Annotated in this window: 21 protein-coding genes; 6 read left to right on the top strand and 15 right to left on the bottom strand. The window is 72.1% G+C overall.

Translation table 11 applies throughout. The annotated features are described in order from the left end of the window. The first annotated feature begins 189 nt into the window (after positions 1–189). The gene (locus D0D28_RS23785; RefSeq protein ID WP_116112514.1) at positions 190–852 is read left to right on the top strand and encodes a ComF family protein; all 663 of its coding nucleotides are present in this window, start codon (positions 190–192) and stop codon (positions 850–852) included. A gap of 404 nt (positions 853–1256) precedes the next feature. Here D0D28_RS23785 and D0D28_RS23780 read toward each other — a convergent pair whose 3' ends face one another. Then, on the bottom strand, positions 1257–2102 hold the full coding sequence (locus D0D28_RS23780; protein ID WP_233157541.1) for a MurR/RpiR family transcriptional regulator: 846 nt from the start codon (positions 2100–2102) through the stop codon (positions 1257–1259). Positions 2103–2275: 173 nt separating this feature from the next. Between D0D28_RS23780 and D0D28_RS23775 the strand changes: the two genes are divergently transcribed. The 3 genes from D0D28_RS23775 to D0D28_RS23765 are packed head-to-tail and all read left to right on the top strand — an operon-like array spanning position 2276 to position 5309. Continuing rightward, on the top strand, positions 2276–3667 hold the full coding sequence (locus D0D28_RS23775; protein WP_094008937.1) for an MFS transporter: 1392 nt from the start codon (positions 2276–2278) through the stop codon (positions 3665–3667). Then, positions 3664–4098 carry a GAF domain-containing protein gene (locus D0D28_RS23770; protein ID WP_094008936.1) on the top strand — a complete coding sequence of 145 codons (435 nt, stop codon included), beginning with the start codon at positions 3664–3666 and terminating at the stop codon, positions 4096–4098. Before D0D28_RS23775 ends, D0D28_RS23770 begins: the two co-directional genes overlap by 4 nt. Further along, complete coding sequence (locus D0D28_RS23765) at positions 4095–5309, top strand: metal-dependent hydrolase family protein (RefSeq protein WP_094008935.1); 1215 nt, start codon at positions 4095–4097, stop codon at positions 5307–5309. The genes D0D28_RS23770 and D0D28_RS23765 overlap by 4 nt, the downstream gene beginning before the upstream one ends. 511 nt (positions 5310–5820) lie before the next feature. Here D0D28_RS23765 and D0D28_RS23760 read toward each other — a convergent pair. From D0D28_RS23760 to ahcY, 7 genes are all read right to left on the bottom strand, one after another. Further along, positions 5821–7566, bottom strand: coding sequence for an LpqB family beta-propeller domain-containing protein (locus D0D28_RS23760; RefSeq protein WP_116112508.1), 1746 nt, complete (start codon positions 7564–7566; stop codon positions 5821–5823). Continuing rightward, entirely contained in the window at positions 7563–9257 is a 1695-nt protein-coding gene (gene mtrB / locus D0D28_RS23755) for an MtrAB system histidine kinase MtrB (protein WP_240323325.1), read from the bottom strand. The genes D0D28_RS23760 and mtrB overlap by 4 nt, the downstream gene beginning before the upstream one ends. A 7-nt stretch (positions 9258–9264) precedes the next feature. After that, positions 9265–9942 carry an MtrAB system response regulator MtrA gene (gene mtrA, locus D0D28_RS23750; RefSeq protein WP_116112503.1) on the bottom strand — a complete coding sequence of 226 codons (678 nt, stop codon included), beginning with the start codon at positions 9940–9942 and terminating at the stop codon, positions 9265–9267. Positions 9943–10015: 73 nt separating this feature from the next. Continuing rightward, positions 10016–10663, bottom strand: a complete 648-nt coding sequence (locus D0D28_RS23745) for a dTMP kinase (protein WP_116112500.1) — start codon at positions 10661–10663, stop codon at positions 10016–10018. Positions 10664–10686: 23 nt separating this feature from the next. Next, positions 10687–11133: a type II toxin-antitoxin system VapC family toxin gene (locus D0D28_RS23740; RefSeq protein WP_240323324.1), complete on the bottom strand. Its 447-nt coding sequence runs from the start codon at positions 11131–11133 to the stop codon at positions 10687–10689. Next, positions 11130–11417 (bottom strand): toxin-antitoxin system HicB family antitoxin, encoded by a 288-nt coding sequence (locus D0D28_RS23735; protein ID WP_116112496.1) that lies wholly within the window; start codon positions 11415–11417, stop codon positions 11130–11132. The genes D0D28_RS23740 and D0D28_RS23735 overlap by 4 nt, the downstream gene beginning before the upstream one ends. A gap of 58 nt (positions 11418–11475) precedes the next feature. Next, entirely contained in the window at positions 11476–12951 is a 1476-nt protein-coding gene (ahcY, locus tag D0D28_RS23730) for an adenosylhomocysteinase (RefSeq protein WP_116112493.1), read from the bottom strand. Between the two features lie 86 nt (positions 12952–13037). On the opposite strand from ahcY, the gene D0D28_RS23725 reads away from it, so the two are divergent. Further along, the gene (locus D0D28_RS23725; RefSeq protein WP_162831168.1) at positions 13038–15338 is read left to right on the top strand and encodes a hypothetical protein; all 2301 of its coding nucleotides are present in this window, start codon (positions 13038–13040) and stop codon (positions 15336–15338) included. A 49-nt stretch (positions 15339–15387) separates the two neighbouring features. Here the strand turns inward: D0D28_RS23725 and D0D28_RS23720 are convergent, their stop codons facing one another. From D0D28_RS23720 to D0D28_RS23710, 3 genes are all read right to left on the bottom strand, one after another. After that, the gene (locus tag D0D28_RS23720; protein ID WP_116112488.1) at positions 15388–16923 is read right to left on the bottom strand and encodes an amino acid permease; all 1536 of its coding nucleotides are present in this window, start codon (positions 16921–16923) and stop codon (positions 15388–15390) included. Between the two features lie 80 nt (positions 16924–17003). After that, positions 17004–17918 carry a cation diffusion facilitator family transporter gene (locus D0D28_RS23715; protein WP_094004749.1) on the bottom strand — a complete coding sequence of 305 codons (915 nt, stop codon included), beginning with the start codon at positions 17916–17918 and terminating at the stop codon, positions 17004–17006. Between the two features lie 57 nt (positions 17919–17975). Beyond that, positions 17976–18434, bottom strand: a complete 459-nt coding sequence (locus D0D28_RS23710; protein ID WP_094004748.1) for a DUF2000 domain-containing protein — start codon at positions 18432–18434, stop codon at positions 17976–17978. Positions 18435–18514: 80 nt separating this feature from the next. Between D0D28_RS23710 and D0D28_RS23705 the strand changes: the two genes are divergently transcribed. After that, positions 18515–18967, top strand: coding sequence for an Lrp/AsnC family transcriptional regulator (locus D0D28_RS23705; RefSeq protein WP_094004774.1), 453 nt, complete (start codon positions 18515–18517; stop codon positions 18965–18967). On the opposite strand, the gene D0D28_RS23700 is transcribed toward D0D28_RS23705, so the two are convergent. From D0D28_RS23700 to D0D28_RS23685, 4 genes are all read right to left on the bottom strand, one after another. Then, entirely contained in the window at positions 18964–19584 is a 621-nt protein-coding gene (locus D0D28_RS23700) for a maleylpyruvate isomerase family mycothiol-dependent enzyme (RefSeq protein ID WP_205413340.1), read from the bottom strand. The two genes, D0D28_RS23705 and D0D28_RS23700, sit on opposite strands and share 4 nt — an antisense overlap. A 35-nt stretch (positions 19585–19619) precedes the next feature. Then, a complete protein-coding gene (gene manA, locus D0D28_RS23695) occupies positions 19620–20843 on the bottom strand; it encodes a mannose-6-phosphate isomerase, class I (protein ID WP_116112483.1) in 1224 nt (407 codons plus the stop codon). Between the two features lie 68 nt (positions 20844–20911). Next, positions 20912–22006 carry a hypothetical protein gene (locus tag D0D28_RS23690; protein ID WP_116112481.1) on the bottom strand — a complete coding sequence of 365 codons (1095 nt, stop codon included), beginning with the start codon at positions 22004–22006 and terminating at the stop codon, positions 20912–20914. After that, entirely contained in the window at positions 21990–22202 is a 213-nt protein-coding gene (locus D0D28_RS23685) for a Trm112 family protein (protein ID WP_094004745.1), read from the bottom strand. Before D0D28_RS23685 ends, D0D28_RS23690 begins: the two co-directional genes overlap by 17 nt.

Raw genomic sequence — 22202 nt, 5'->3', positions numbered from 1 at the left:
GCCACCGCCCCACCTCCAAGCCCAGGACCGACGCAGCCACCGGCCCCACCTCCAAGCCCAGGACCAGGCGACCACCACCCACCGCCCCACCGCTGCCAGCGGCGCGGCCGTTGCTCCATTTGATCTAATCCCCCTCCGCTGGTCGCCGGAGCGCCCGGAACTGTCGGTCCCCCTCCGCACACTCTCCGCATGAACCTCGGAACCCTTGCCCTCGACCTGCTCCTCCCCGCGCTGTGCGCCGGCTGCGGCGTGGCCGGCGCCGCCTGCTGTGCGGCCTGCCTGCTCGAACTCGCGCGCCCGCACCCGGCGCCCCGCGGGGCGGCCGGGGTGCCGGTCTACGCGCTGGCTCCCTACGGCGGCACCCCGCGCCGCCTGGTGCTGGCCTACAAGGAGCGCGGCAGGCGCGACCTGGCCGATCCGCTGGGCCGCGCACTGGCCGGCGCCCTGCCCCATCTCCCCGAGGCCAGGGCAGCCCCGGACGGCACGTGGTGGCTGGTCCCGGCGCCGTCCCGCCGCTCGGCGTCCCGGCGACGAGGTGGCGCGCACCTTCTCCGCCTGGCCCGCCGGTGCGCCGCACACCTGGCCCTGGCAGGCCATGCGGCCGCCGTCGCCCCGGCGCTGGGCTTGTCGTCGCGCGCCCGGGACGCGGTGGGGCTCGACCGCGACCAACGGGCCCAGAACCTCGCGGGCCGCCTCCGGCTCGATCCACGGGGCCACCCACCACCCCGCACACCGGTCGTCCTGCTCGACGACGAGATCACCACCGGCGCGACGATCGCCGCCTGCACCCGGACGCTCGCCTCCGCGGGCTGGGAGGTGAGCGCAGCACTGGTACTGACGTCAGCGAGCTGACCGAAAGACTCGCCGTCCGTCACCCGTGGCGAGCACGCTCCACCGGGCACGGGTAACACCGCGCACGAACGTGCGGCGGCGGCAGCGCCAAACGGCGGGATCAGCCGCCCCAACGGCGGGATCAGCCGCCCCAACGGCGGGATCAGCCGCGCAACGGCGGTGCCCAACCGTCGTGGTGGCGGCGACACCCTCCCCGCCTGGAGGGCGGCGGCCGCCCGGCCGGGTGCCGGCTAGTGACGGGCAGGCAGTAGGCAACGGTCCCGGAGGCACCAGCGGCCGCCACTCGCCGACCCCAAGAGGCAACAGCCGATCAACCACCCCAAAGGCTGCAACAACCCAGCCCGAAAGCGGCAACCGCCCAAACCCCCAGGCGACAACCGCCCACCCCCGAAGACAACACCCGCTCAACCGCCCTGCGGGTGGCGGCTGCTCACGGGCCGGCGGTGCAGCAACTCGAAACGGGACCACATCGCCTCGGCCGCCTCGATGGAACTGTTCGTGCGCTGCGGATCGACCGCGGCCAGCTGGGCCACGATCGCCTGCACCAGGGCCATTCCCGCGGTCAACGACGGAAAGAAGGTGACCCCCTCGGCCGGAACCATCAACACCCGCTCGGCGGCACCCGCCAGGGCCGGGCTCGCGGCATCGCTGATCGCGAACACCCGCGCGCCCCGGTCATGGGCCTCGTTCGCCGCGCGGACGGTGCTCTCGTACAGCCGCCAGAAGCTGATCGCCACCAGGACGTCGTCGGCGGTGAGCTTCGCCGTGGCGTTGGCCAGTTCGGCGTCCCCCGCGGTCACCGCGTGCACGTCGTACCCGGCCAGGCGTGCGTTGTGCGCGAAGGCGATGCCGACGGCGGCGTAGCTGCCGTCCGCGATGACCGTCGTCCGCCGGGCCGCGGCCACCGCTTCCGCGACCGCGCGGATCTCGTCCTCGTCGAAACGCCGGTTCACCAGGGCCAGGCTGTCGAGGTCGCGCCGCAACGACGCGGACGCCGGCGAGCCGGCGCTGTGGTGCTCTTCGGCGACCTGGGGCGCGCTCAACGACGACAGGTACCGCGCCCGCAACTCCTGTTGCAACGCGGGCCAGCCGGCGAACCCGAGCGCCTGCGCCGTCCGGGTGACCGTCGCGACGTTGACCCCGGCCAGCCGGGCCAGGTCACTCGTCGAACCGAACGACGCCTGCCTGGGCTGCGAGACCAGCACGTCGACCACCGCCGCGGACTTCGGCCGCAACCCCCGCGGCGGCATCCGCTCGCGCAGCCACTCCTCGAGACCCTCGTCCGCCACCGCCAGCCCTCCTGCCGCGCACACCGTATCCCACCTGAAAGGTGTTACAGACATGCAAAGCGTATTGCAGTTCCTCCGATTTGCAGTTTATGTTGACCCGACCATCCCTCCCCCACCTCAACGGAAGGCGTGTCATGACCCTGCTGGCACGACTCGACCGGCTCCCGCTGAGCCGTCCGCACTACCTCCTCCTGCTGATCGGCGGGCTCGGCTACACCTTCGACGGCATGGACTCGGCCGTCGTCGCGTTCCTCCTGCCCAGCGCGAAGGAGGCTTGGGGCCTGAGCAACGGCGAACTCGGCCTCATCGGCTCGGCCACCCCGTTCGGGTTCCTCTTCGGCGCGATCGCGGCCGGCCTGCTCGGCGACCGCATCGGCCGCAAGAAGGTCATGATGTACGCGCTCGCCTTCTACGCGGTCTTCTCGGTGGTCGCCGCGTTCGCGCCGAACTACGAGGTCTTCCTGGCGGCGCGGGTGCTGGCCGGTACCGGGGCCGGGGCGGAAAGCGCGATCATCGCGCCGTTCCTGTCCGAGTTCGTGCCGGCCAAGCGGCGCGGCTGGTTCGTCGGGGCGCTCGCCGGGTTCTTCTCGTTCGGGTTCGTCGCGGCCGCGCTGCTCGGCCGGTTCGTGGTGTCCACGCTGCCCGAGGGCTGGCGCATCGCGCAGGTGATCACCGCGCTGCCGATCGTGCTGCTGCTGTGGTGGCGTCGTTCGCTGCCGGAGTCGCCGCGGTTCCTGCTCACCCAGGGCCGCGCCGAAGAAGCCGAACGGGTGGTCGCGAAGATCGAGCGGGACGTCGAGAAGGCCACCGGCAAACCCCTGCCGCCGGTACCGGAATCGGTCACCGAACCGCTCACCAGGACGCCGAAGGTCGGCCTGTTCACCGCGCTGAAGTTCCTGTGGAGCCGCAAGATGGCGCGTCGCACCGCGGTGATCTGGGCGGTCTGGTTCGTCATCACGTTCTCGTACTACGGCTTCTTCTCGTGGATCCCGACGCTGCTGATCGAACGCGGCATCACGGTGACCAAGAGCTTCGAGTTCTCGATCATCATCTACCTCGCCCAGGTGCCCGGGTACTTCTCCGCCGCCTGGCTGTCCGAACGCCTCGACCGCAAGCACACCATCGCGCTGTACCTGACCGGCTCCGCGGTGAGTGCGTTCTGGCTCAGCCAGATGAACGCGCCGTGGTCGATCACGCTGGCCGGCGCCGTGCTGTCGTTCTTCCTCAACGGCACCTACGCCGGCGTCTACTCCTACACGCCCGAGGTGTTCCCGACCTGGATCCGCGCCACCGGAACCGGCCTGTCCAGCGCGTTCGGCCGCGTCGGCAGCATTCTCGCGCCCTCGATCATCGGCGTCTTCGCGGCGAGCCTCGGGTTCGGCGGGGTGTTCGGCCTGACCACCGCGGTGCTCGCGATCGGCGTGCTGTGCGTGATGGTGTTCGGCCTGTCCACGGCCGGGCGCTCGCTGGAGGAACTGACCGAGGAGGGCGCGCCCGTCGCCGCCACGAAGGAGATGACCAAGTGACCGATCTGTCCACAGTGGAAGAACGAGTGGCGGAAGCCGTCGGCGCACGGCTGTTCACCGTGCTCGCCTGGTTCCCCGAGCGCCGCGCGATGCGCCGCGTCTACAGCAACCACCCCGAGCAGTACCCGGTCGGTGGGGAGAAGACCGTGGAGATCTCCGCGGGCTGGCTCCGGCAGTGCGTCGAGCTGCAGCAGCCCTACCTGGGCGCCGACCGCGACGCGGTGCGGGCGGTGTTCGCCGACGCCGGGCTGATCGAATCGCTCGGCTGCGGCGCGGTGATCAACGTGCCGGTCGTCGACGACGGCCGGACGCTGGGCGCCCTGAACATCCTCGACGCGGAAGGAAAGTACGACGAGGCGTCGGTGGCCGCGGCGGTGGAGCTGGCGCCGCTGGCCGTCCCGGCCCTGCGGAAGGTGGTGGACGCACGATGAGCGGGAACCTGTTGCTGCGCAACGCGACCCTGCTGGATCCGGAGACGGGTGAGTACACCGAGGGCGACCTGCGGTGCGCGGACGGCCGCATCGCCGAGACCGGCCGCGGCCTGAGCGCGGGGGACGCCCGGATCGAGGACGTGCGCGGCGCGGTGGTGCTGCCGGGGTTGATCGACGCGCACGTGCACGTCACCGCCTCGACCGCGGACCTGGGCTCGCTGCCGTCCACCGCACCGTCCTACGTGGCCCTGCAGAGCGCCCACACCATGGGCCGGATGCTGGACCGCGGGTTCACCACGGTGCGGGACGCGTCCGGCGCCGACTACGGCTTGGCCGACGCGCAGGCCGAAGGGCTGTTCCGCGGGCCGCGGCTGTTGTTCTGCGGGCGGGCACTGAGCCAGACCGGCGGGCACGGCGACAACCGCAACCGCGGCACCCGCGTGCACGACGACCACCCGTGCTGCGCCGGGCTGGGCCGGATCGCGGACGGGGTGGACGCGGTGCGCGAGGCAGCGCGGGACGAGCTGCGCAAGGGCGCCCACCACATCAAGGTGATGGCCTCCGGCGGGGTCGCCTCGCCCACCGACCGCATCGACTCGACCCAGTACTCGGCCGACGAGCTGCGTGCGATCGTGGAGGAGGCGGAGGCGGCGAACCGCTACGTCGCCGCCCACGCCTACACCGCGCGGGCCGTGAACCGGGCGCTGGAGCTGGGTGTGCGGTCGATCGAGCACGGCAACCTGATCGACGACCGCAGCGTGGAGCTGTTCCGCGAGCACGACGCGTTCCTGGTCCCGACGCTGGTCACGTACTGGGCGCTCAAGCAGGAGGGCCGCGAGTTCGGGCTGCCCGAGGCGAGCTGGCGCAAGGTCGACGAGGTGCTGGGCGCCGGGCTGGCCGCGCTGGAGCGGGCCGCGCGGGGTGGCGTGCGGATCGTGTACGGGACGGACCTGCTGGGCGGGATGCACCGGCACCAGAACCACGAGTTCCGCCTGCGGGCCGAGGTGCAGTCGCCGCTGGAGATCATCCGTTCCGCCACGACGGTGGCCGCGGAGCTGGTGAACATGGCGGGCGAGATCGGCACGCTGCGGCCGGGTTCGTTCGCCGACCTGCTGGTGGTGGACGGCGACCCGCTGGCCGACATCGGCGCACTCGCCGAGCCGAAGCACTTCCGGCACGTGATCCAGAGCGGCGAGATCATCCCCCGGTGACGCGACCCGCCGTTCTGCCCGGGCCGGCTCAGCCCGGGCAGAACGGCGATCCGCTCGCCGAGCACTAGCGCCCCGGCGCGTGATCGGCGGGATCGTCCCCGGGTGAGCGCGGCCGAGCGTTTTGCCAGGGCAGACCCAGCTCGGGCAGAACGGCACCCCCAGGCCGACACCGACGTGCTCGCGCCCAGCACGCCGGCAGGTGATCCAGAACGACGAAAACGCCCCGGGGTGATGGCGAGCCGCCGCTGCCCGGGTAGAAACCCCCGATCCGAACACAACTGGCGCCTGCTCCAGAAACGCCGCCGGCCGTTCTACCGGACAGGCTCAGCCCGGGCGGACGCGATCCGCCGGCCGGATGTCGGCGCGCTCGCCCAGCCCAAGTACCTGCGGCAATACTCCAGAGCAGCGGGATCCGGATGAGCGCGACCCGCCCTGCCCGCAGACGCGCCCCGCCCAAGCACCTCCGCCACATCCCCCACAGCGCCGCCAGCCGTTCGGCCCCGGCAAAAGTTCAGCCCGGGTAGAACGGTGACGCGTTGCCGCCGAAGCTGTGGGGGTGTGGGCGCCACACCTCGCCCACGTCGGAGGCTGTCCAGAGGCCTCCGTCGTCCGCCACGACTATCGACCGGCCCGGTGCGGCGGTGATCGCGTGGACCGGGAGTGTCAGGTTCGAGATGTTGAACGGGTCCAGCCGCAGGCCGTCGATCGGGATCTTGACCACCGGTTGTGACGGCATGGTCGTCGCGGCGACCAGGGTGTCCTGGCTGAGCCAGTCGACGTCCACGACCCCGCCCAGCGTGCCGCCCTGCAGGATCCGCGGCGCGCGCAGCGTCACCGAGTCCTGGGTGCGCACCACGGACGCCACCAGCAGCTGCCCGCCGGCGACCACCGCCGCCCGCGCGCCGTCCCGGGACAACCGCAGCACGCTGATCGGCCCCACCTGGAGGATCTCGTCCGCGTTCACCACCTGCGGCACCCAGCTGCCGTCCGGCGTCCGCAGCGCGCGGACCACCGTCTGCCCGTCCACGACGGTCCACACCTCGCCCGAACCGTCCGCCGTGGCCGTGGGCCGCCAGGTGGGCCGGGTCATCGTCGCGCCAGCCAGGTCGACCGCCGCGGCCTCCCGCCCGAACTGGCCCACCCGCAACCGCTGCCGCCCATCGGCGTACTCGACGATCGCCAGCTGACGGCCGTCGATCGACTGCGCCGCGCTCGCCACCTGGTAACCGCTGCCCTGCCCGGCCGGACCCGAGATCAGCGAACCGTCACCCAGCGACCGCACCCGCCCGTTCACCGTCACCAGCCCGGGCTGGTCCGCGCTCGGCGACGCCAGCGCCGTGTAGGACGGCAGGTCGCTCGGCACCCAGTCCTCGTGCCCGTCCACCAGCGGCGCACCGTCGGACAACAGCCGCACCCGGTTCGTCGTCACCGACTGCAACGACAGCACGATCTGCGCCGCGATCAGCCGCCGCACGTCCGCCGTCTGGTCCGCCACCCCGGTCAGCGGCACCACGCCCTCACCGTCCGGCGCGGTCGTCACGTTGCCCTCGGTGTTCGCGTCCTCCGGCAGCAGGTTCCGCACCGCCCCGGCCAGGCTGGCCGACGGCCCGGCCAGCAGCAGCCCGACCACGCGCCCGGCCAGCCCGGTCTGCGGTTTGCCCGCCACGTACCGCAGGTCCGGCACCACCGTGTTCGAGTCCTGCGCGAAGAAGAACGCCTGAACCCGCACGTAGTTCGCGGTGAAGTCGCTGTAGGGCATCACCAGGTTCGGCGGCGGGTTCGTGATCCGCCACTGCCCGTCGGACTGCCGCCGCACCAGCAGCTTCAGCTCGACCGGCGTGCGCAGCGAGATGAACGCGCCGTCCTCACGCAGCGTGCCCAGGCCGGTGCCGCGCAGCACGACGTTGACCTCGTTCGGGTTCGCCGTGGTGTCCGCGCCGCTCGCCGGGACGGTCGCGAACACGTCGTCGATGATCGTGATGACCTTGCCGGGCGTCCACGCCTTGCCCGCGGCCTCGTCGAGGTACATGCGCGCGGCGGCGTTGTTGCTGATCGGCTGGGCGCTCGCGCGGACGAAGTCGCGGACGACGGTCAACGCGTCCAGGTCCTTCGCCGGCTGCGGCACGTCCGGGTTGACCGGCTGCCCCAGCTCCTGCTGCGGAACGGCGACGGGCTGCGACTCCTCGGGGACGTTCGCGCAACCGGCGGCCAGCACGAGACAGGCCAGCAGGGCGAACAGCCGCGGCAGGAGCTTCACACGTCCTCCTTGCGCATCTCGCCGATCGTGATCGTGTACTCGGTGGGCAGCCCGACCTGCAGGTGGCCGTTGGTCGCCGGCGCGTCGTCCGGCACCAGCGGCAGCGGGCTCTCCTCGAACGGCTCGCCCTGCTTGCGCGGCAGCGTCAGCCGGAAGCACGCCCCCTGCCCCGGCGCGCCCCACGCCTCCAGCTGACCGCCGTGCAGGCGCGCGTCCTCGTGGCTGATCGCCAGCCCCAGGCCGGTGCCGCCGGTGCGGCGGTTGCGGGACGGGTCCGCGCGCCAGAACCGGTTGAACACCAGGTCCGCCTCACCGGGCCGCAGGCCGACACCGTGGTCCCGCACCGTGATCGCCACGGCGTGCTCGTTCGCCGCCAGCGTGAGCCGCACCGGGTTGCCCTCGCTGTGGTCGACCGCGTTGGCCAGCAGGTTGCGCAGGATCCGCTCGACGCGCCGCGCGTCGATCTCGGCGAGCGTCTCCTCCTCCGGCAGCTCCAGCTCGATCTCGGTCTCCGCGTTGCCCGCGATCACCCGCACCTGCTCGACCGCCCGCCGCGCGATCGACGACACGTCGATGAACTCGGCCGCCAGCTCCTCGACACCGGCGTCCAGCCTGCTGATCTCCAGCAGGTCGCCGAGCAGCGCCTCGAACCGGTCCAGCTCGTCGACCAGCAGCTCGGTGGACCGGGCCAGGCCGGCGGGGAACTGCTCACGCGAGGCGTGCAGCACGTCCGCCGCCATCCGCACGGTGGTCAGCGGGGTGCGCAGCTCGTGCGAGACGTCCGAGGTGAACCGGCGCTGCAACGTGCCGAACTCCTCCAGCTGCCGGATCTGGTGCTGGATGCTCGCGGCCATCTCGTTGTAGGACACGGCGAGTTTCGACAGGTCGTCCTCGCCCGTCACCGGCAGCCGTTCGTCCAGCTCACCGCCCGCGAACCGGGCCGCGGCCGCCGCGGCCTGCCGCACCGGGCGCACGACCTGGCGGGTGACCAGGTTCGCGATGCCGGCCAGCAGCGCGAGCAGCACCAGGCCACCGACCAGCAGCGTGTTCTGCACCGTCTGGACCGTGCTCTGCTCCGCGGTCATCGGGAACAGCAGGTACAGCTGGATCGGGCGGCCGGTGCTGGTGACCGGCGCGCCGACGATCAGGTGGGTGGTGCGGGTGCCGTCCGCGTCGGTGTCGGTGTTGATCTGCCAGGCGACCTGGTTGTTCTCGACGAACCGCTGCAGGCCGTCCGGCACCTTCGTGATCGGGCCGGCCGAGTCGGTCGAGTCCTCCCCGCCCGCGGTCAGCACCGGCTCGAACGCGCCGGCCGCCGACGCCGCGGTGCCCTGGTCCTCCGACGAGCTGCTGGTGATCTTCTTCAGCGCGTTCTGCAGCCGGTCGGCCAGCGCGTCCTGGTCGCTGATGCCGACCAGCTCGTTCTCCGCGGTGCGCACGACCTGCAGGGTCTGCGCGACCGCGGCCTGCCGCTTGGTGTCGGTGAGCCGCTGGGTGATCTGGTTCTGCAGCACCATGCCCAGCACGAGCCCCACCGCCGAGGACAGGGCGAGCGTCGACACGGTCACCTTGAACTGCAGCGACCGCCGCCACAGCACGCCGAACGCGACGGCGCGACCGCGGGCGTAGGCACCCGCGCGGGGGGCCAGCCGCAGCACCGCGCGGACGAAGGCCAGGACTCTTCGCTTCATTTCGCTGTTACGGCGGGCCCGCCTTGTACCCGACGCCGCGGACGGTCAGGACGACCTCGGGGTGCTCGGGGTCCTTCTCGACCTTCGAGCGCAACCGCTGGACGTGCACGTTGACCAGGCGGGTGTCGGCCGCGTGCCGGTAGCCCCAGACCTGCTCGAGCAGGACCTCGCGGGTGAACACCTGGCGCGGCTTGCGGGCCAGCGCGACCAGCAGGTCGAACTCCAGCGGGGTGAGCGGGATGGACTTGCCCTCCCGGGTCACCTCGTGGCCGGGCACATCGATGGCCAGGTCACCGATGGTCAGCGTCTCGGCCGGCTCGGCCTCGGTGCGCCGCAGCCGGGCGCGCACGCGGGCGACCAGCTCCTTCGGCTTGAACGGCTTGACCACGTAGTCGTCGGCGCCGGACTCCAGGCCCAGCACGATGTCGACCGTGTCGCTCTTCGCGGTGAGCATGACGATCGGCACACCCGACTCGGCCCGGATCGCCTTGCAGACGTCGATGCCGTTCATGCCGGGCAGCATCAGGTCGAACAGCACGAGATCGGGCTTCAGCTCCCGCAGGGCGGGCAGCGCCCGGGAGCCGTCCGCCACCACCGCGGTGTCGAACCCCTCGCCGCGCAGCACGATGGTGAGCATCTCCGCGAGAGCGGGGTCGTCGTCGACGACCAACACACGTGCCTTCATGACCACATATTCGCACTACGGAGACCGTTCGTGACGGCCGACCCTGCGAACGGCTCACGGACCCGCACGCCCGTTACCCCGGATGGACGAGCGCGGCGACGAGCCGGGCGTGGTCGACGCCCGCCGCGCCGTCCACCACGTGCCAACCGGACAACCAGGACACCGCCGCCAGCTCGTCGTAGACGGCGGCGCAGCGGGACTGCAGGTCGTCGTCGGACTCGAAGGCGTCCTTGGCTCGCCCGGCGTCGGCCGAGGCGCGGCGCTCGGCCCGCTCGGCGGCCACGGCGGGCGGCACGCGCAGCAGGATCTGGGCGTCCGGCAGCGGCAGGGCGAAGCGGTCGATCTCGATCTCGCGCACCCACCGGACGAACTCGCCGTCCGCGTGCTGCCGCAGGCGGGCCGCGCCGTAGGCGGCGTTGGAGGCGACGTACCGGTCGAGCAGGACGACGTCGTGGGTGGCCAGGTCGCGGCGCAGGTCGGCGGCGGCATCGCGGCGGTCGAGGGCGTAGAGCAGGCCCATGCCGTAGACGGAATCGGTGAGGTCACCGTGGCGGCGGTGCAGGCCCTCGTGGATGAGGTCGGCGTGCACGCTGCGGCCGTACCGGGGGAAGGCCTGGGTGGTGACCGTGTGGCCCTGGTCGTGCAGTGCCTTGGTGAGGCCGTCGGTCAGGGTGCGCTTGCCCGCACCGTCGAGCCCCTCGATGACCACCAGCCGTCCCACGCGCCCAGGTTATCGGGCGGCGGTCAGCGGACTTCGAGACCGTGCGCCTTCGCGGCGTCGGCCTGGCGCTGGTCGCGGGTGACCATCACGACGGACTCCCCGTCGGCCAGTCCGGTCGTGTCGTGCAGTGCGACGGCCAGGTGGATCGCGTCGAGCGTCCGGAGCGCGTGGTGGTCGGACACCAGCCGGTACGCCGCCGGCATGATCACCTGCGGCGCGAACGGGACGAGGCTCAACGCGCCCTCCCCACCGGCTTCGGCGTCGAAGCGCGCGAGCGCGAGCTTGGTGTCGCGGATCCGGCCGTTGTTCCACGCGGTCGCCATCGCACTGGCGAACTCGACCCGTGTCAGCTCGCTCGTCAGCACCAGGTCTTCGTTGTCCAGGAGCAGCTCGATCATCTGCTCGTGCTCGGGCTCGTCGGGGAGGAACGCCCGGACGACCGCGCTGGTGTCGGCGTAGAAGACCGTCACCACTCGCCTCGCGACCAGTCCAGGGCCTCACTGACGGCGGTTCCGCTGCCCTTCAGGACCTCGTCGAGTTGCTCGCGGGTGGGCACTGGCCCCTCGGGAGCGAACGAAACGATCTTGCCTTCGGCGAGCAGGCGTCGCTTGCGTTCCGCGCGGGACTCGGGGCGATCGACCGCCGCCTTGAGGAGCTCGGTGACGAACTCGTTCACACTGCGCCCCTCCGCCTCGGCTTTCGCCTTCACGCGGGCGTGCAGCTCGTCGTCGATGCGCGTGATCATCTGCCGCATACTGCGATGCTATCACGGGCAAGCCCCGATGATAGCACCGCAGAGTGGCCGTACGCGGTCAGTAGCGGTAGTGCTCGGACTTGAACGGGCCCTCGACGTCGACGTCGATGTACTCGGCCTGGTCCTTGGTCAGCTTGGTCAGCTCGCCGCCCAGCGCCTGGAGGTGGATGCGCGCCACCTTCTCGTCCAGCTTCTTCGGCAGGCGGTAGACCTCCTTGTCGTACTCCTCGTGCTTGGTGAACAGCTCGATCTGCGCGATCACCTGGTTGGAGAAGGAGTTCGACATCACGAACGACGGGTGCCCGGTCGCGTTGCCCAGGTTCAGCAGCCGGCCCTCGGACAGCACCAGCACGCTGTGCCCGTCCGGGAAGACCCACTCGTCGACCTGCGGCTTGATGTTGATCCGCCGGATACCCGGGTACCGCGCCAGGCCGGCCATGTCGATCTCGTTGTCGAAGTGGCCGATGTTGCCCACGATCGTCTGGTGCTTCATCCGCGCCATGTGCTCGGCCATCACCACGTCCTTGTTCCCGGTCGTGGTGATCACGATGTCGGCCTCCGGCAGCGCCGACTCCAGCGTCTTGACCTGGTAGCCGTCCATCGCCGCCTGCAACGCGCAGATCGGGTCGATCTCGGTCACGATCACCCGCGCGCCCTGCCCGGACAGCGACTCCGCCGCACCCTTGCCCACATCGCCGTACCCGCACACCACGGCGACCTTGCCGCCGATCAGCACGTCCGTGCCCCGGTTGATGCCGTCGATCAGCGAGTGCCGGATGCCGTAGCGGTTGTCGAACTTCGACTTGGTCACCGAGTCGTTGACGTTGATCGCCGGGAACAGCAGCTCACCCGCCGCCGCCAGCTGGTACAGCCGCAGCACGCCGGTGGTGGTCTCCTCGGTCACGCCACGCACACCCTGGCCGATCCGGGTCCACTTCTGCCCGTCCGCCGCCAGCGACGCCCGCAGCAGCTCCAGCACGACCTTCCACTCCTCGGAGTCGTTGTCGTCGGGCTGCGGCACCACCCCGGCCGCCTCGTACTGGGTGCCCTTGTGCACCAGCAGCGTCGCGTCCCCACCGTCGTCGAGGATCATGTTCGGACCCTCACCGTCGTCCCAGGTCAGCATCCGCTCGGTGCACCACCAGTACTCCTCCAGCGACTCACCCTTCCAGGCGAACACCGGCACCCCCCGCGGCGCCTCCGGAGTCCCGTGCGGGCCCACCACCACCGCGGCCGCGGCATGGTCCTGCGTGGAAAAGATGTTGCAGGACGCCCACCGGACCTCAGCACCCAGCGAGACCAGCGTCTCGATCAGCACCGCGGTCTGCACCGTCATGTGCAGCGAACCCGACACCCGCGCACCACGCAGGGGGTTCACCTCCGCGTACTCACGGCGCAGCGCCATCAGCCCCGGCATCTCGTGCTCGGCCAGCCGGATCTCCTTGCGGCCGAACTCGGCCAGCTCCAGGTCCGCGACGGCGAATTCCACCCCGTTGCGGGTGTCGTGCCACTTCGCAACGCTTTCGGGGGTCATAGCGGCATTTCCTCCAACGATCGACTCCACCTGAACAGTACCGTTGTCCGTTCATCGCAGGACACCCGGAAAAGGAGACAGCCGACGTGCCGCTTCCTGGCCCCGACACCCGAGTGGTCGAACTACGCGTGCCGGGCCTGTCCGGCACCAGCGGTGAGCAGCTGCTCGACGCGGCCGGGACGGTGGAGGTCGCCGGGGACGGGGTGGGCCGGGTCATCCGCCCGTCGGACCGGCTGCGGCGCCCGGCGCCCGGCCCGGTGCTGCAGGCGCTCGGCCGGTCGGTGCCGCGCACGCTGGAGGGGTACCTGTGGAGCGGCATGACCTCCGGGGGCGCGGCGAAGGCGGCGTGGGCGCTGCTGTTCCCGTTCTCGCTGGCCAACGTGGCGCACTGGATGCTGCCGCCGGTGCCGGCGGGCAGCCGCGCGGCGGCCGTGCTCGGCGGGCTGTGCCGGGGTGTGCTGCGGATCGCCGCGCTGCTGCTGACGATGCTGCTCGTCGCGCAGGGCGCGGTCATCACGCTCGACCTGTTCGCCGCGCAGTGCCTGGCGCCCGGCCGCCGCTGCCTGACCGGGCTGCCGGGCTGGATGCGCGACGTCGAGCAGGTCCGCCTGGCCGCGGGGCTGCTGCCGGTGGCGCTGGTGGTCCTCGTGCTGTACCGGGTGTCCGGGACGAACTGGACGGTCCGCGCGCACACGCCACCGCCGCCCGGCGACACGCTGCCCGGTGACGTGCTGCGCGGCGACACGGACTCGCCCGTGCTGCGCTGCGTGCACACCGTCGCCGCGCTGAGCACCGTCGCGCTGCTCGCCGTCGGCGGGCCGCTGGACGTGCCCGGCGACGTGTCCGGGCGGCTGCTGTGGGCCGCTTCGCTCGTGCTGACCGGGGTCGCGCTCGTCACGTCGGCGTCCGGGGCGCGGGACCTGCCGGGGTGGGCACGCGGCGGGCTGCTGTTCGTGGCGGTCGCGTTGCTGGTCGCGGTCGGCGTGCGCGGTGCGGTGCCCACCGGCTCGGACGCCACCGTCGAAGGCGTCGGCGCGGCGCTGATCGGCGCGTGGCTGGTGTTCGCGTTGCTGCTGGTACCCGCGGCGCTGCTGGCCCGCCGGACCTGGCGCGAGCTGCCGAAGCGGCTGCGCCCGTGGGCCGGTGGCTGGGCGGCGGCGCCCGCGCTGGCGCTCGCGGCGCTGCTCGGCGCCGGGTTCGGCGCGTGGCTGGCGACCGGGTTGCGGCGGCTGTCCGGGGCCGGTGACCTCCGCCTGCCGGACAGCTACCGGCTGGTGACCGCGCTGTGGGGTGGCGGCCTGGTGCTGGCGATCGTGCTCGGCGTGCTCGGGTTCGCCGTGGGCGTGCCGCTGCGACGGCGGTCGCGCGGGGTGCCCGCGATCGTGCGGATGCTGCAATCCCCGGCGGACGAGCAGGCCGCGGCCGCCGCGTGGGCCCGGTCCGCGTGGGAACGGCGGCACCTGCACCACCTCGCGCTCGGCGTGATCGCGGGCCTGTCCCTCGGCGCGGCCGCGCTGCTGGTGGCCTGGTACGGCTTCGGCACGCTGCCCGGCTGGCTCGACCCGCTGTCCGCGGCCGGGGTGTTCGGGCTCGGCGTGCTGGCCGTCGGGTTGCTGCGGGTCGTCTACACCGCGGCGACGAAGCCCGGGCGCAACCGGCACCTCGGGGCGCTGGCCGATCTCGTGTGCTTCTGGCCGCGGGCGGCGCACCCGGCGATCCCGCCGTGCTACGCGCTGAAGGTGGTGCCGGACCTCGCGGCCCGCGCGAAGGAGCACCTGGCCGAGCCGAACACGCGTGTCGTGCTGGGCGGCGAGAAGCTGGGCAGTGTCCTGGCGGTGATCGCGGCCGCGCGGCTCGTGCACAGCGTCTCGCCGGCCGACCGGGAACGGGTCGGCCTGCTCAGCGCGGGGTCACCGCTGCAGTGGGGGTACCAGCGCGCGTTCCCCGCGGTGCTGCCGCACGCCGCGCTCGCCGCGCTGTACGGGTCGCTGGACGGGCGGTGGCGCGGGCTGGCACGCGGCACGGACATCTTCGGCGGCGGCGTGACGACGTGGCGGCACCAGGTCGACGGCGACAAGCTCACCGGCGAGGGCTACCTGCCCGACGGCGGCTGGGGCGCGCTCCCGCCGGCCGCCGCGGGCGCGACCGGAGCCCTCGTCCTGGGCGGCGACCACTGGCTACCCGACCCGGTGCACCCGCCATCCGGTGCGCGCCGGTGGACCGCCGGGGTGCTGGGGCACGCGGACTACCTGGTGGACCCGGAATGGGACCAGGCGGTGGCGATCGCGGCCGGCCTGGAGACGCCGGGCAAGCCGGCCCGCGGGGAGGCCGAGCAGGTTCCCCTGTTCCCCGACCTCCCCCGGTTCCACCTGAACTTCGCCCGCTGAGCACAACGAAAAGGCCCCCTCCGCGCGAGGGGGCCTGTTCGCTACGGTCTCACGGCTTCGTCGGGTCGGCGCCGTCCACCGGCAGCGGCGTCTCCGTCGCCTGGCGCTTGCCCAGCAGCGAGTGCCGGCGGCTGTAGACGAAGTAGATGACCACGCCGAGCGCCATCCACGCCAGGAACCGCAGCCAGGTCAGCACCGTCAGGTTCAGCATCAGCCAGAGGCACGCCAGGATCGCGAGGATCGGCACCACCGGCACCCACGGCACCCGGAACGAGCGCGGCAGGTCCGGCCGCGTCCGGCGCAGCACCAGCACACCCGCCGACACCAGCACGAACGCGAACAGCGTGCCGACGTTGACCATCTCCTCCAGCTTGTTCGCCGGGAAGAACGTCGCCGCCACCGCGACCAGCAGGCCGACCAGAACGGTCGCGCGGGCCGGGGTGCCGCGGTCGCTCGCGCGGGCCAGCGAGCGCGGCAGCAGGCCGTCCCGCGACATCGCGTACAGCACCCGGACCTGGCCGAGCATCAGCACCATCACCACGGTGGTCAGACCGGCCAGCGCGCCGACCGAGATGACGTTCGCCGCCCAGTTGACGCCGTTCGCGGCGAACGCGGTCGCCAGCGTCTTGTGGCTGCCGTCGCCGGCGTCGGTCGCCAGGTCGGTGTAGGGCACCATGCCGACGACCACCAGCGACACCGCCACGTACAGCACGGTGACGATCGCCAGCGAGCCGAAGATGCCGCGCGGCACCGAGCGCTGCGGGTTCTTCGTCTCCTCCGCCGTGGTGGCGACGATGTCGAACCCGATGAACGCGAAGAACACCAGCGAGGCAGCGGCCAGCAGCCCGAACGGGCCGAACGAGCTGCTCGCCCCGCCCGCGATGACCGAGAACAGCGACTGGTCCACGCCCGACTCGCCGGCGGCCGCCTCCGCGGCCGGCGGGATGTAGGGCGTGTAGTTGGCGCCCTTGACGTAGAACAGGCCGAGCACGATCACGAACAGCACGATGCCGACCTTGATCGCGGTGATCACCATGGAGACCCGGGACGACAGCTTCGTGCCCATCGTGAGCACCAGGGCCAGCGCGATCACCAGGATCAATGCACCCCAGTCCACCGTGACGCCGCCGATGGCGAAGCTCGTCTTCGCCCCGTCGCCGACGATGTAGCCGAGCACCGTCTCCAGGTACGCCGACCAGCCCTTGGACACCGCGGCCGCGCCGACGGCGAGTTCCAGCACCAGGTCCCAGCCGATGATCCAGGCCATGAACTCGCCGAACGTCGCGTACGAGAACGTGTACGCACTGCCCGCGACCGGCACGGTCGAGGCGAACTCCGCGTAGCACAGCGCGGCGAGACCGCACGCGATCGCGGCGAACACGAACGCCAGCGACACCGACGGGCCGGCGTAGTCACCGGCGGTGCGCGCGGTCAGCGTGAAGATGCCGGCGCCGATCACGACCGCGACCCCGAACACCGTCAGGTCCCAAGCGGACAGGCTGCGCCGCAGCCTGGTATCCGGCTCGTCGGTGTCCTTTATGGACTGCTCAATCGACTTCGTGCGCCACAGCCCGTTACCTGGCAAGGGTGTCTCCTCCCGGTGTCCTGGGTCTCAGGTCCGGTTGGTCACCCTAACGCGAACGGGTGAGGCGAGCGAATCGGAGGTCAGACGAGTTGACGATCCAGGTCCGGCTCCAGGTAGATCAGCCGCGCGGACGGCACCCGCTCGCGCACCCGGGCCTCCGCGGAGTCGATCTCGCCGGCCACCTCCGACAGCTCCAGACGCGGGGCGAGCGCGAGCTTCGCGGCGACCAGCAGTTCGTCCGGGCCCAGGTACTGGGTGCGGATGTGGATCACGCGGTCGACCCGGCCGCCGGTCAGGGCCTCGCAGATGCTGTCCAGCTCGCGGTCGGTGGCGCCCTCGCCGATCAGCAGGCTCTTCATCTCGACGATCAGGATGATCGCGATGATGCCGAGCAGGACACCGATCATCACGGTGCCGATGCCGTCCCACACCGGCTCGCCGGTCACCACCGACAGCCCGACGCCCATCAGCGCGAAGACCAGGCCGAACAGGGCGCCGGCGTCCTCCAGCAGCACGACCGGCAGCTCCGGGGTGCGCGACTGGCGGATGAACTGCCACCAGGTCGCGTCGCCCTTGATCTTGCGGGACTCCGTGATCGCGGTCCGGAAGCTGTAGGTCTCCAGGCCGATCGCGACGACCAGGATGCCGACCGCGACCAGCGGGCTGGTCAGCGGTTCCGGGTGCTCGATCTTGTGGATGCCCTCGTAGAGCGCGAACACCGAACCGAGCGTGAACAGCATCAGCGCGACGACGAACGACCAGAAGTACCGCTCCCGCCCGAAACCGAACGGGTGCTCCCGCGTGGCCCGCCGCCGCGCCTGGCGCTGGCCCAGCAGGAGCAGGCCCTGGTTGGACGTGTCGGCGACCGAGTGCACCGACTCGGCGAGCATCGACGACGATCCGGTGATCAGGAACCCGACGAACTTCGCCGCGGCGATCCCGGCGTTGGCGATCAGAGCCGCGACGATCGCCTTCGTTCCGCCACTTGCCGACACGCTGACCCCCTGCTGAAGTCTTTCCGTTTTGTCGCAGTGAGCCTAGAGCTTCCCGCCTCAGCGCAGCAGTGGGAGTCCGCCGACCAGTTTGTCGATCTTGTTCCGCGGTCCCACCAGGCTCACGGCGTAGTACTCGAAGGCCTCCTCCTCGGTACCCGCCATCGCCTCGGTGTACTCCACGTAGGACCGGCTGGCCTGCGCGTGCTTCGACATGTCGGCGACGAAGATCCCCTCCCGGTTCGCGGCCTTCGTGCGGATCTGCAGCAGCTTGACGGCGTCCGCGGCCAGGATCGAGCAGCCGGTCCACGGCAGCCCGGCGTGCGGGCGCCCGGAGGCGTCCGCGACCTCCGGGCCGAGCAGCGACGGCAGGACCTTGCCCACCGCGGCGCCCAGGCACGCGGTGGCGTTGGCGACGAGCCCCGGCCCGAGCGAGGGATCGGCGACGATCACCCACTTGACCTTCGCGGTGCGGGTGGTGGCGTCGAGCTGAACCTCAACCTGATGATCTGTGGTCACGAGCGCACAAGTTAGGCAAAGATGTGAGTTGCATCCAGCAGAGCCGAACTTAATTCGACAGGAGACCCGTTTTGGCCGGTTTGGACGAACTTGATCAGGCACTGCTGCGGGAACTGCAGCGCGACGGACGGCGGACCAACCGCGAACTGGCCGCCGCGACCGGCGTCTCGCCGTCGACCTCGCTGGAGCGCATCCGGGCCCTGCGGGAGCGCGGGGTGATCCGCGGGTACAACGTCGACCTGGACCTGGCGAAGATCGGCCGCCCGGTGCAGGCGCTCATCGCGGTCCGGGTGCGCCCGCCGTCCCGGCCGGTCATCGATGCCTTCCGGGAATGGGTGACGCTGCTGCCCGAGACGCTCGGCGTGTTCGTGGTGACCGGCGGCGAGGACTTCCTCGTGCACGTGGCGGTGCCGGACAACGACAGCCTGTACGCGTTCGTCATCGACCGGCTCACGCAGCGCCAGGAAGTGGCCGACGTCCGCACGAACGTGATCTACGAGCACATCCGCAGCCGCGTGATCGAGCCGGCCTAGCGGGCCCGGAGCACCTCGACGCCGTCGCCGTCGAGTTCGTCGCAGTACGCCGTGCGGCCGGTCATCGCCATGATCAGCGCCAGCGTGCGGCCGCTGACCAGCGGGCCGGAGCCGGTGGCGAACGGGCCGTCGGTGGCCGCGAGCCGCAGGCCGCCGACGCGACCCTTGGCGGCGACGACGAGGTCGGAGCCCGCGTAGTACTCCGCCAGCCGGGTCAGCGTGGCGATCGGGTAGTCCCGGCGCACGCCGAGCGGCCGCCGGATGTCCTCGCCGTGCACGACCGCCTCGCCGAGCATCGCGACCACCGGCAGGGGCGGTTTGGTCGTGCTCGCCACCACGCGGCGGAACCGGGCGAGCGTGTCGGCCGGCGCGGCGCCCAGCTGCTCGGCCAGCCGCATCGCCACCTGGCGGTCGAAGTCGAACCGGCAGCGGATCACCCCCGCCAGCCATCGCACGGGGGTCAGGCTCGCGCCCGCGGTGAGGTGGGCCAGCACCTCGCGCACCGACAGCCCGGCGCACAACGACGGCGTGGCCCACTGCCCGTCCGTCAGATCGGCGAGGTCATCCGCGAGCGCGGCCCGTTCGGCGTGCACCAGCGGCCAGAGGTTTTCGGTCATGCCGGTGAGACCGCCCCGGCGCGCCGGAATCATCGCTACAGGCAGCCGGAAGTGGCGCGGAACAGTTGCGTCCGCCCGATTTCCGCCGGGTGCACGGCGACCGCCGGGTCCGACGCCGGCACCCACACCGACTGGCCGCGGCGCAACTCGATCTCCTGTCCGCTCTCCGCCTTGACCCGCACCGAGCCCTGGGTGCACAGCAGGATCTGCGGCTTGCCGTTGTCCACGGTCAGCGAACCGGTCTCCCCCGCTTCCCACTCGCACCGGGACAGCTCGAACTCCGGCGCGTCGGTCGTGTAGACCTCGCCGCACGCGGACGGCTCGCCACGCAGGATCGGCATGTCCGCGCACGTGAAGTCGACCACGCGGAGCAGCTCGGGCACGTCCACGTGCTTCGGCGTCAGCCCGCAGCGCAGGATGTTGTCCGAGTTCGCCAGGATCTCCACCGCGGTGCCGTGCAGGTACAGGTGCAGGTTCCCGGCCGGCAGGTAGATCGCCTCGCCCGCGCTCAGCGTCAGCCGGTTGAGCAGCAGCGCGGCCAGCACGCCCGCGTCGCGCGGGTGCGCCTCGCCCAGTTCGAGGATCGTCCGGCACTCCACGTCGAACTCGCCGTGGTCCTTCACGTGCAGCACGCACGCGTCGAGCACCTCGGGCAGCAGCTCGTCCAGCACCGGCTGCGGCAGCGTGATCCACGTGGTGAACAACGCGCGCAGGCCGTCGGAGTCCGGCTGGGCGGCCAGCAGCTCGGTGTACTTGGCCAGGCCCGGGGTCTCGATGGCGCGCAGCAGCTCGACCGTGCGTTCCGGCTCGCGGAACCCGGCCAGCGCGTGGAACTCGGTGAGCGCGCACACCAGCTCGGGCTTGGCGGTGGGGTCCGGGTAGTTCCGGTTCGGCGCGTCCCGCGGGATGCCGGCGGCTTCCTCGCGCGCGTAGCCCTCGGCCGACTGCTCGGCCGACGGGTGCGCCTGCATCGACAGCGGCTCCTCGACGGCGAGGATCTTCAGCAGGAACGGCAGCCGGTTGCCCCAGTGCTCGGCGCACTCCCGGCCCAGCTGGCCGAGCGGGTCGGCCTCGACGAGTTCCAGCAGGCTGCGCTCGACACCGTCCGGACCCACGATGCGCGACGGGTCGCCCGGGTGGGCGCCCATCCACAGCTCCGCCTCCGGGTGCGGCGCGGGCACCTCGCGGCCCAGCAGCTCGGGGATGGTCGTCCGGGACCCCCAGGCGTAGGGCCGCACCGCATTGCGCAGCAGCTCCACTGTCGTCTCAACTCCTTGGTTCTTCCAACCCCTCGCCCGATTCCCGCGGGATCGGGCCCGAACCGGCGTCAGGCGGACGCGGGCTCGTAGTGCCCGCCACCCCCGGTGGCGCCAGTGGCCAGCCCGAGGTAGACCGCGGCCAGCTCGAACCGTAGCGCCAGCACCCCGGCGCGCACAGGCTCGTCACCGACGATCTCGTCCGCGGGGGCGACCACTCCGGCACCGGGAAGCGTATGCGAAGCGTCGAGGCGCGCCGCGTCGACCGCCGGGCCGCTGTGCACCGCGAGCAGCAGCACCCGGTAGTTCGGCAGGTCGGTGTCCAGATCGGGGTCGGCGAAGATGTCCCGCTCGCCGGAGCTGTTCGCCGCCGCCTGACGCAGAGCGCGACGGGTCAGCGCCTGCCGGTAGTCGGCGATGTCGGCGACGACGCCGGCGAACGAGCCCAGCGCGTAGCCGGCGTGCTGGGCGACCGCGACCGCGATCGGGTCCAGCCCCCACAGCAGCGGGATCCGGTCGGCCAGGCGCAGGGCGAGCGCCTTGGCGGGGTTGGCGAAGGAGTCGCGGCCGAGGTGGCCGCGCTCGGCCTCGGCATCGAGCTGGTCGGCCAGCAACTGCACGTCGGCGACCAGCAGGCCGAGGGCGTTCGCGGTGAGCAGCCCGGCGGCCAGGCCGCGGGCGAAGGTCAGCTCGGGCGGCACCGGGACCCGCGGCACGAGCTGGACGCCCTTCCCGGCGACCGACGCCGCGACCGGGCCCTCGTTCGGCGCGGACAGCACCACCGTCGCGCCGTACCGCGCGGCCCGCTCGATGCCGGCGGCCAGCTCCCGGTCGAACGGGTCGTCGGTGTGCGCGAAGACGACGTCCAGCGCCCCGATCCACGGCGGCACCGCCTCGGAGACCAGGACCGGCGCCGGGCAGGCCGGGGCCAGCAACGCGTACAGCAGACGGGCCACGCTGCGGCTCACCCCGGGACGGACGACGAGCACGAGCGCCCGCGGACGGCCCAGGTCGAGCCGGTCGGCCAGCTCGGCGTCCGGGGCGACCTCGGCGGTGGACCGCACCTGGGCGCCGGCCATCGCCGCCGCCCTCAGCAGTCCTGCCGTGTCGGCCTCCGCCAGGCGCGCGGGGTCGTCCAGGAGGGTGTCGTCAAGCACCGTCGGCACGGGACTCACCCGGAATCGTGGCCTCGTCGAGCAACAGCACGGGGATGCCGTCCCGGACCGGGAACTCGCGGCCACAGGAGGTGCACGTCAGCGCGTCGGCCTCCGGGTCGCTCGCCGTTCCCGGGCGCAGCGGCGCGTGGTCGTCGGACGGGCACGCCAGGATCTCCAGCAACTGGGCATCGAGCGCGACTGCCAT

The sequence above is a fragment of the Amycolatopsis ruanii genome (assembly GCF_003385175.1).
Lineage (GTDB): Bacteria > Actinomycetota > Actinomycetes > Mycobacteriales > Pseudonocardiaceae > Amycolatopsis_E > Amycolatopsis_E thermalba.
The sequence above is the reverse complement of the archived record's forward strand: the minus strand, read 5'-3'. Positions and strand labels throughout refer to the sequence as shown.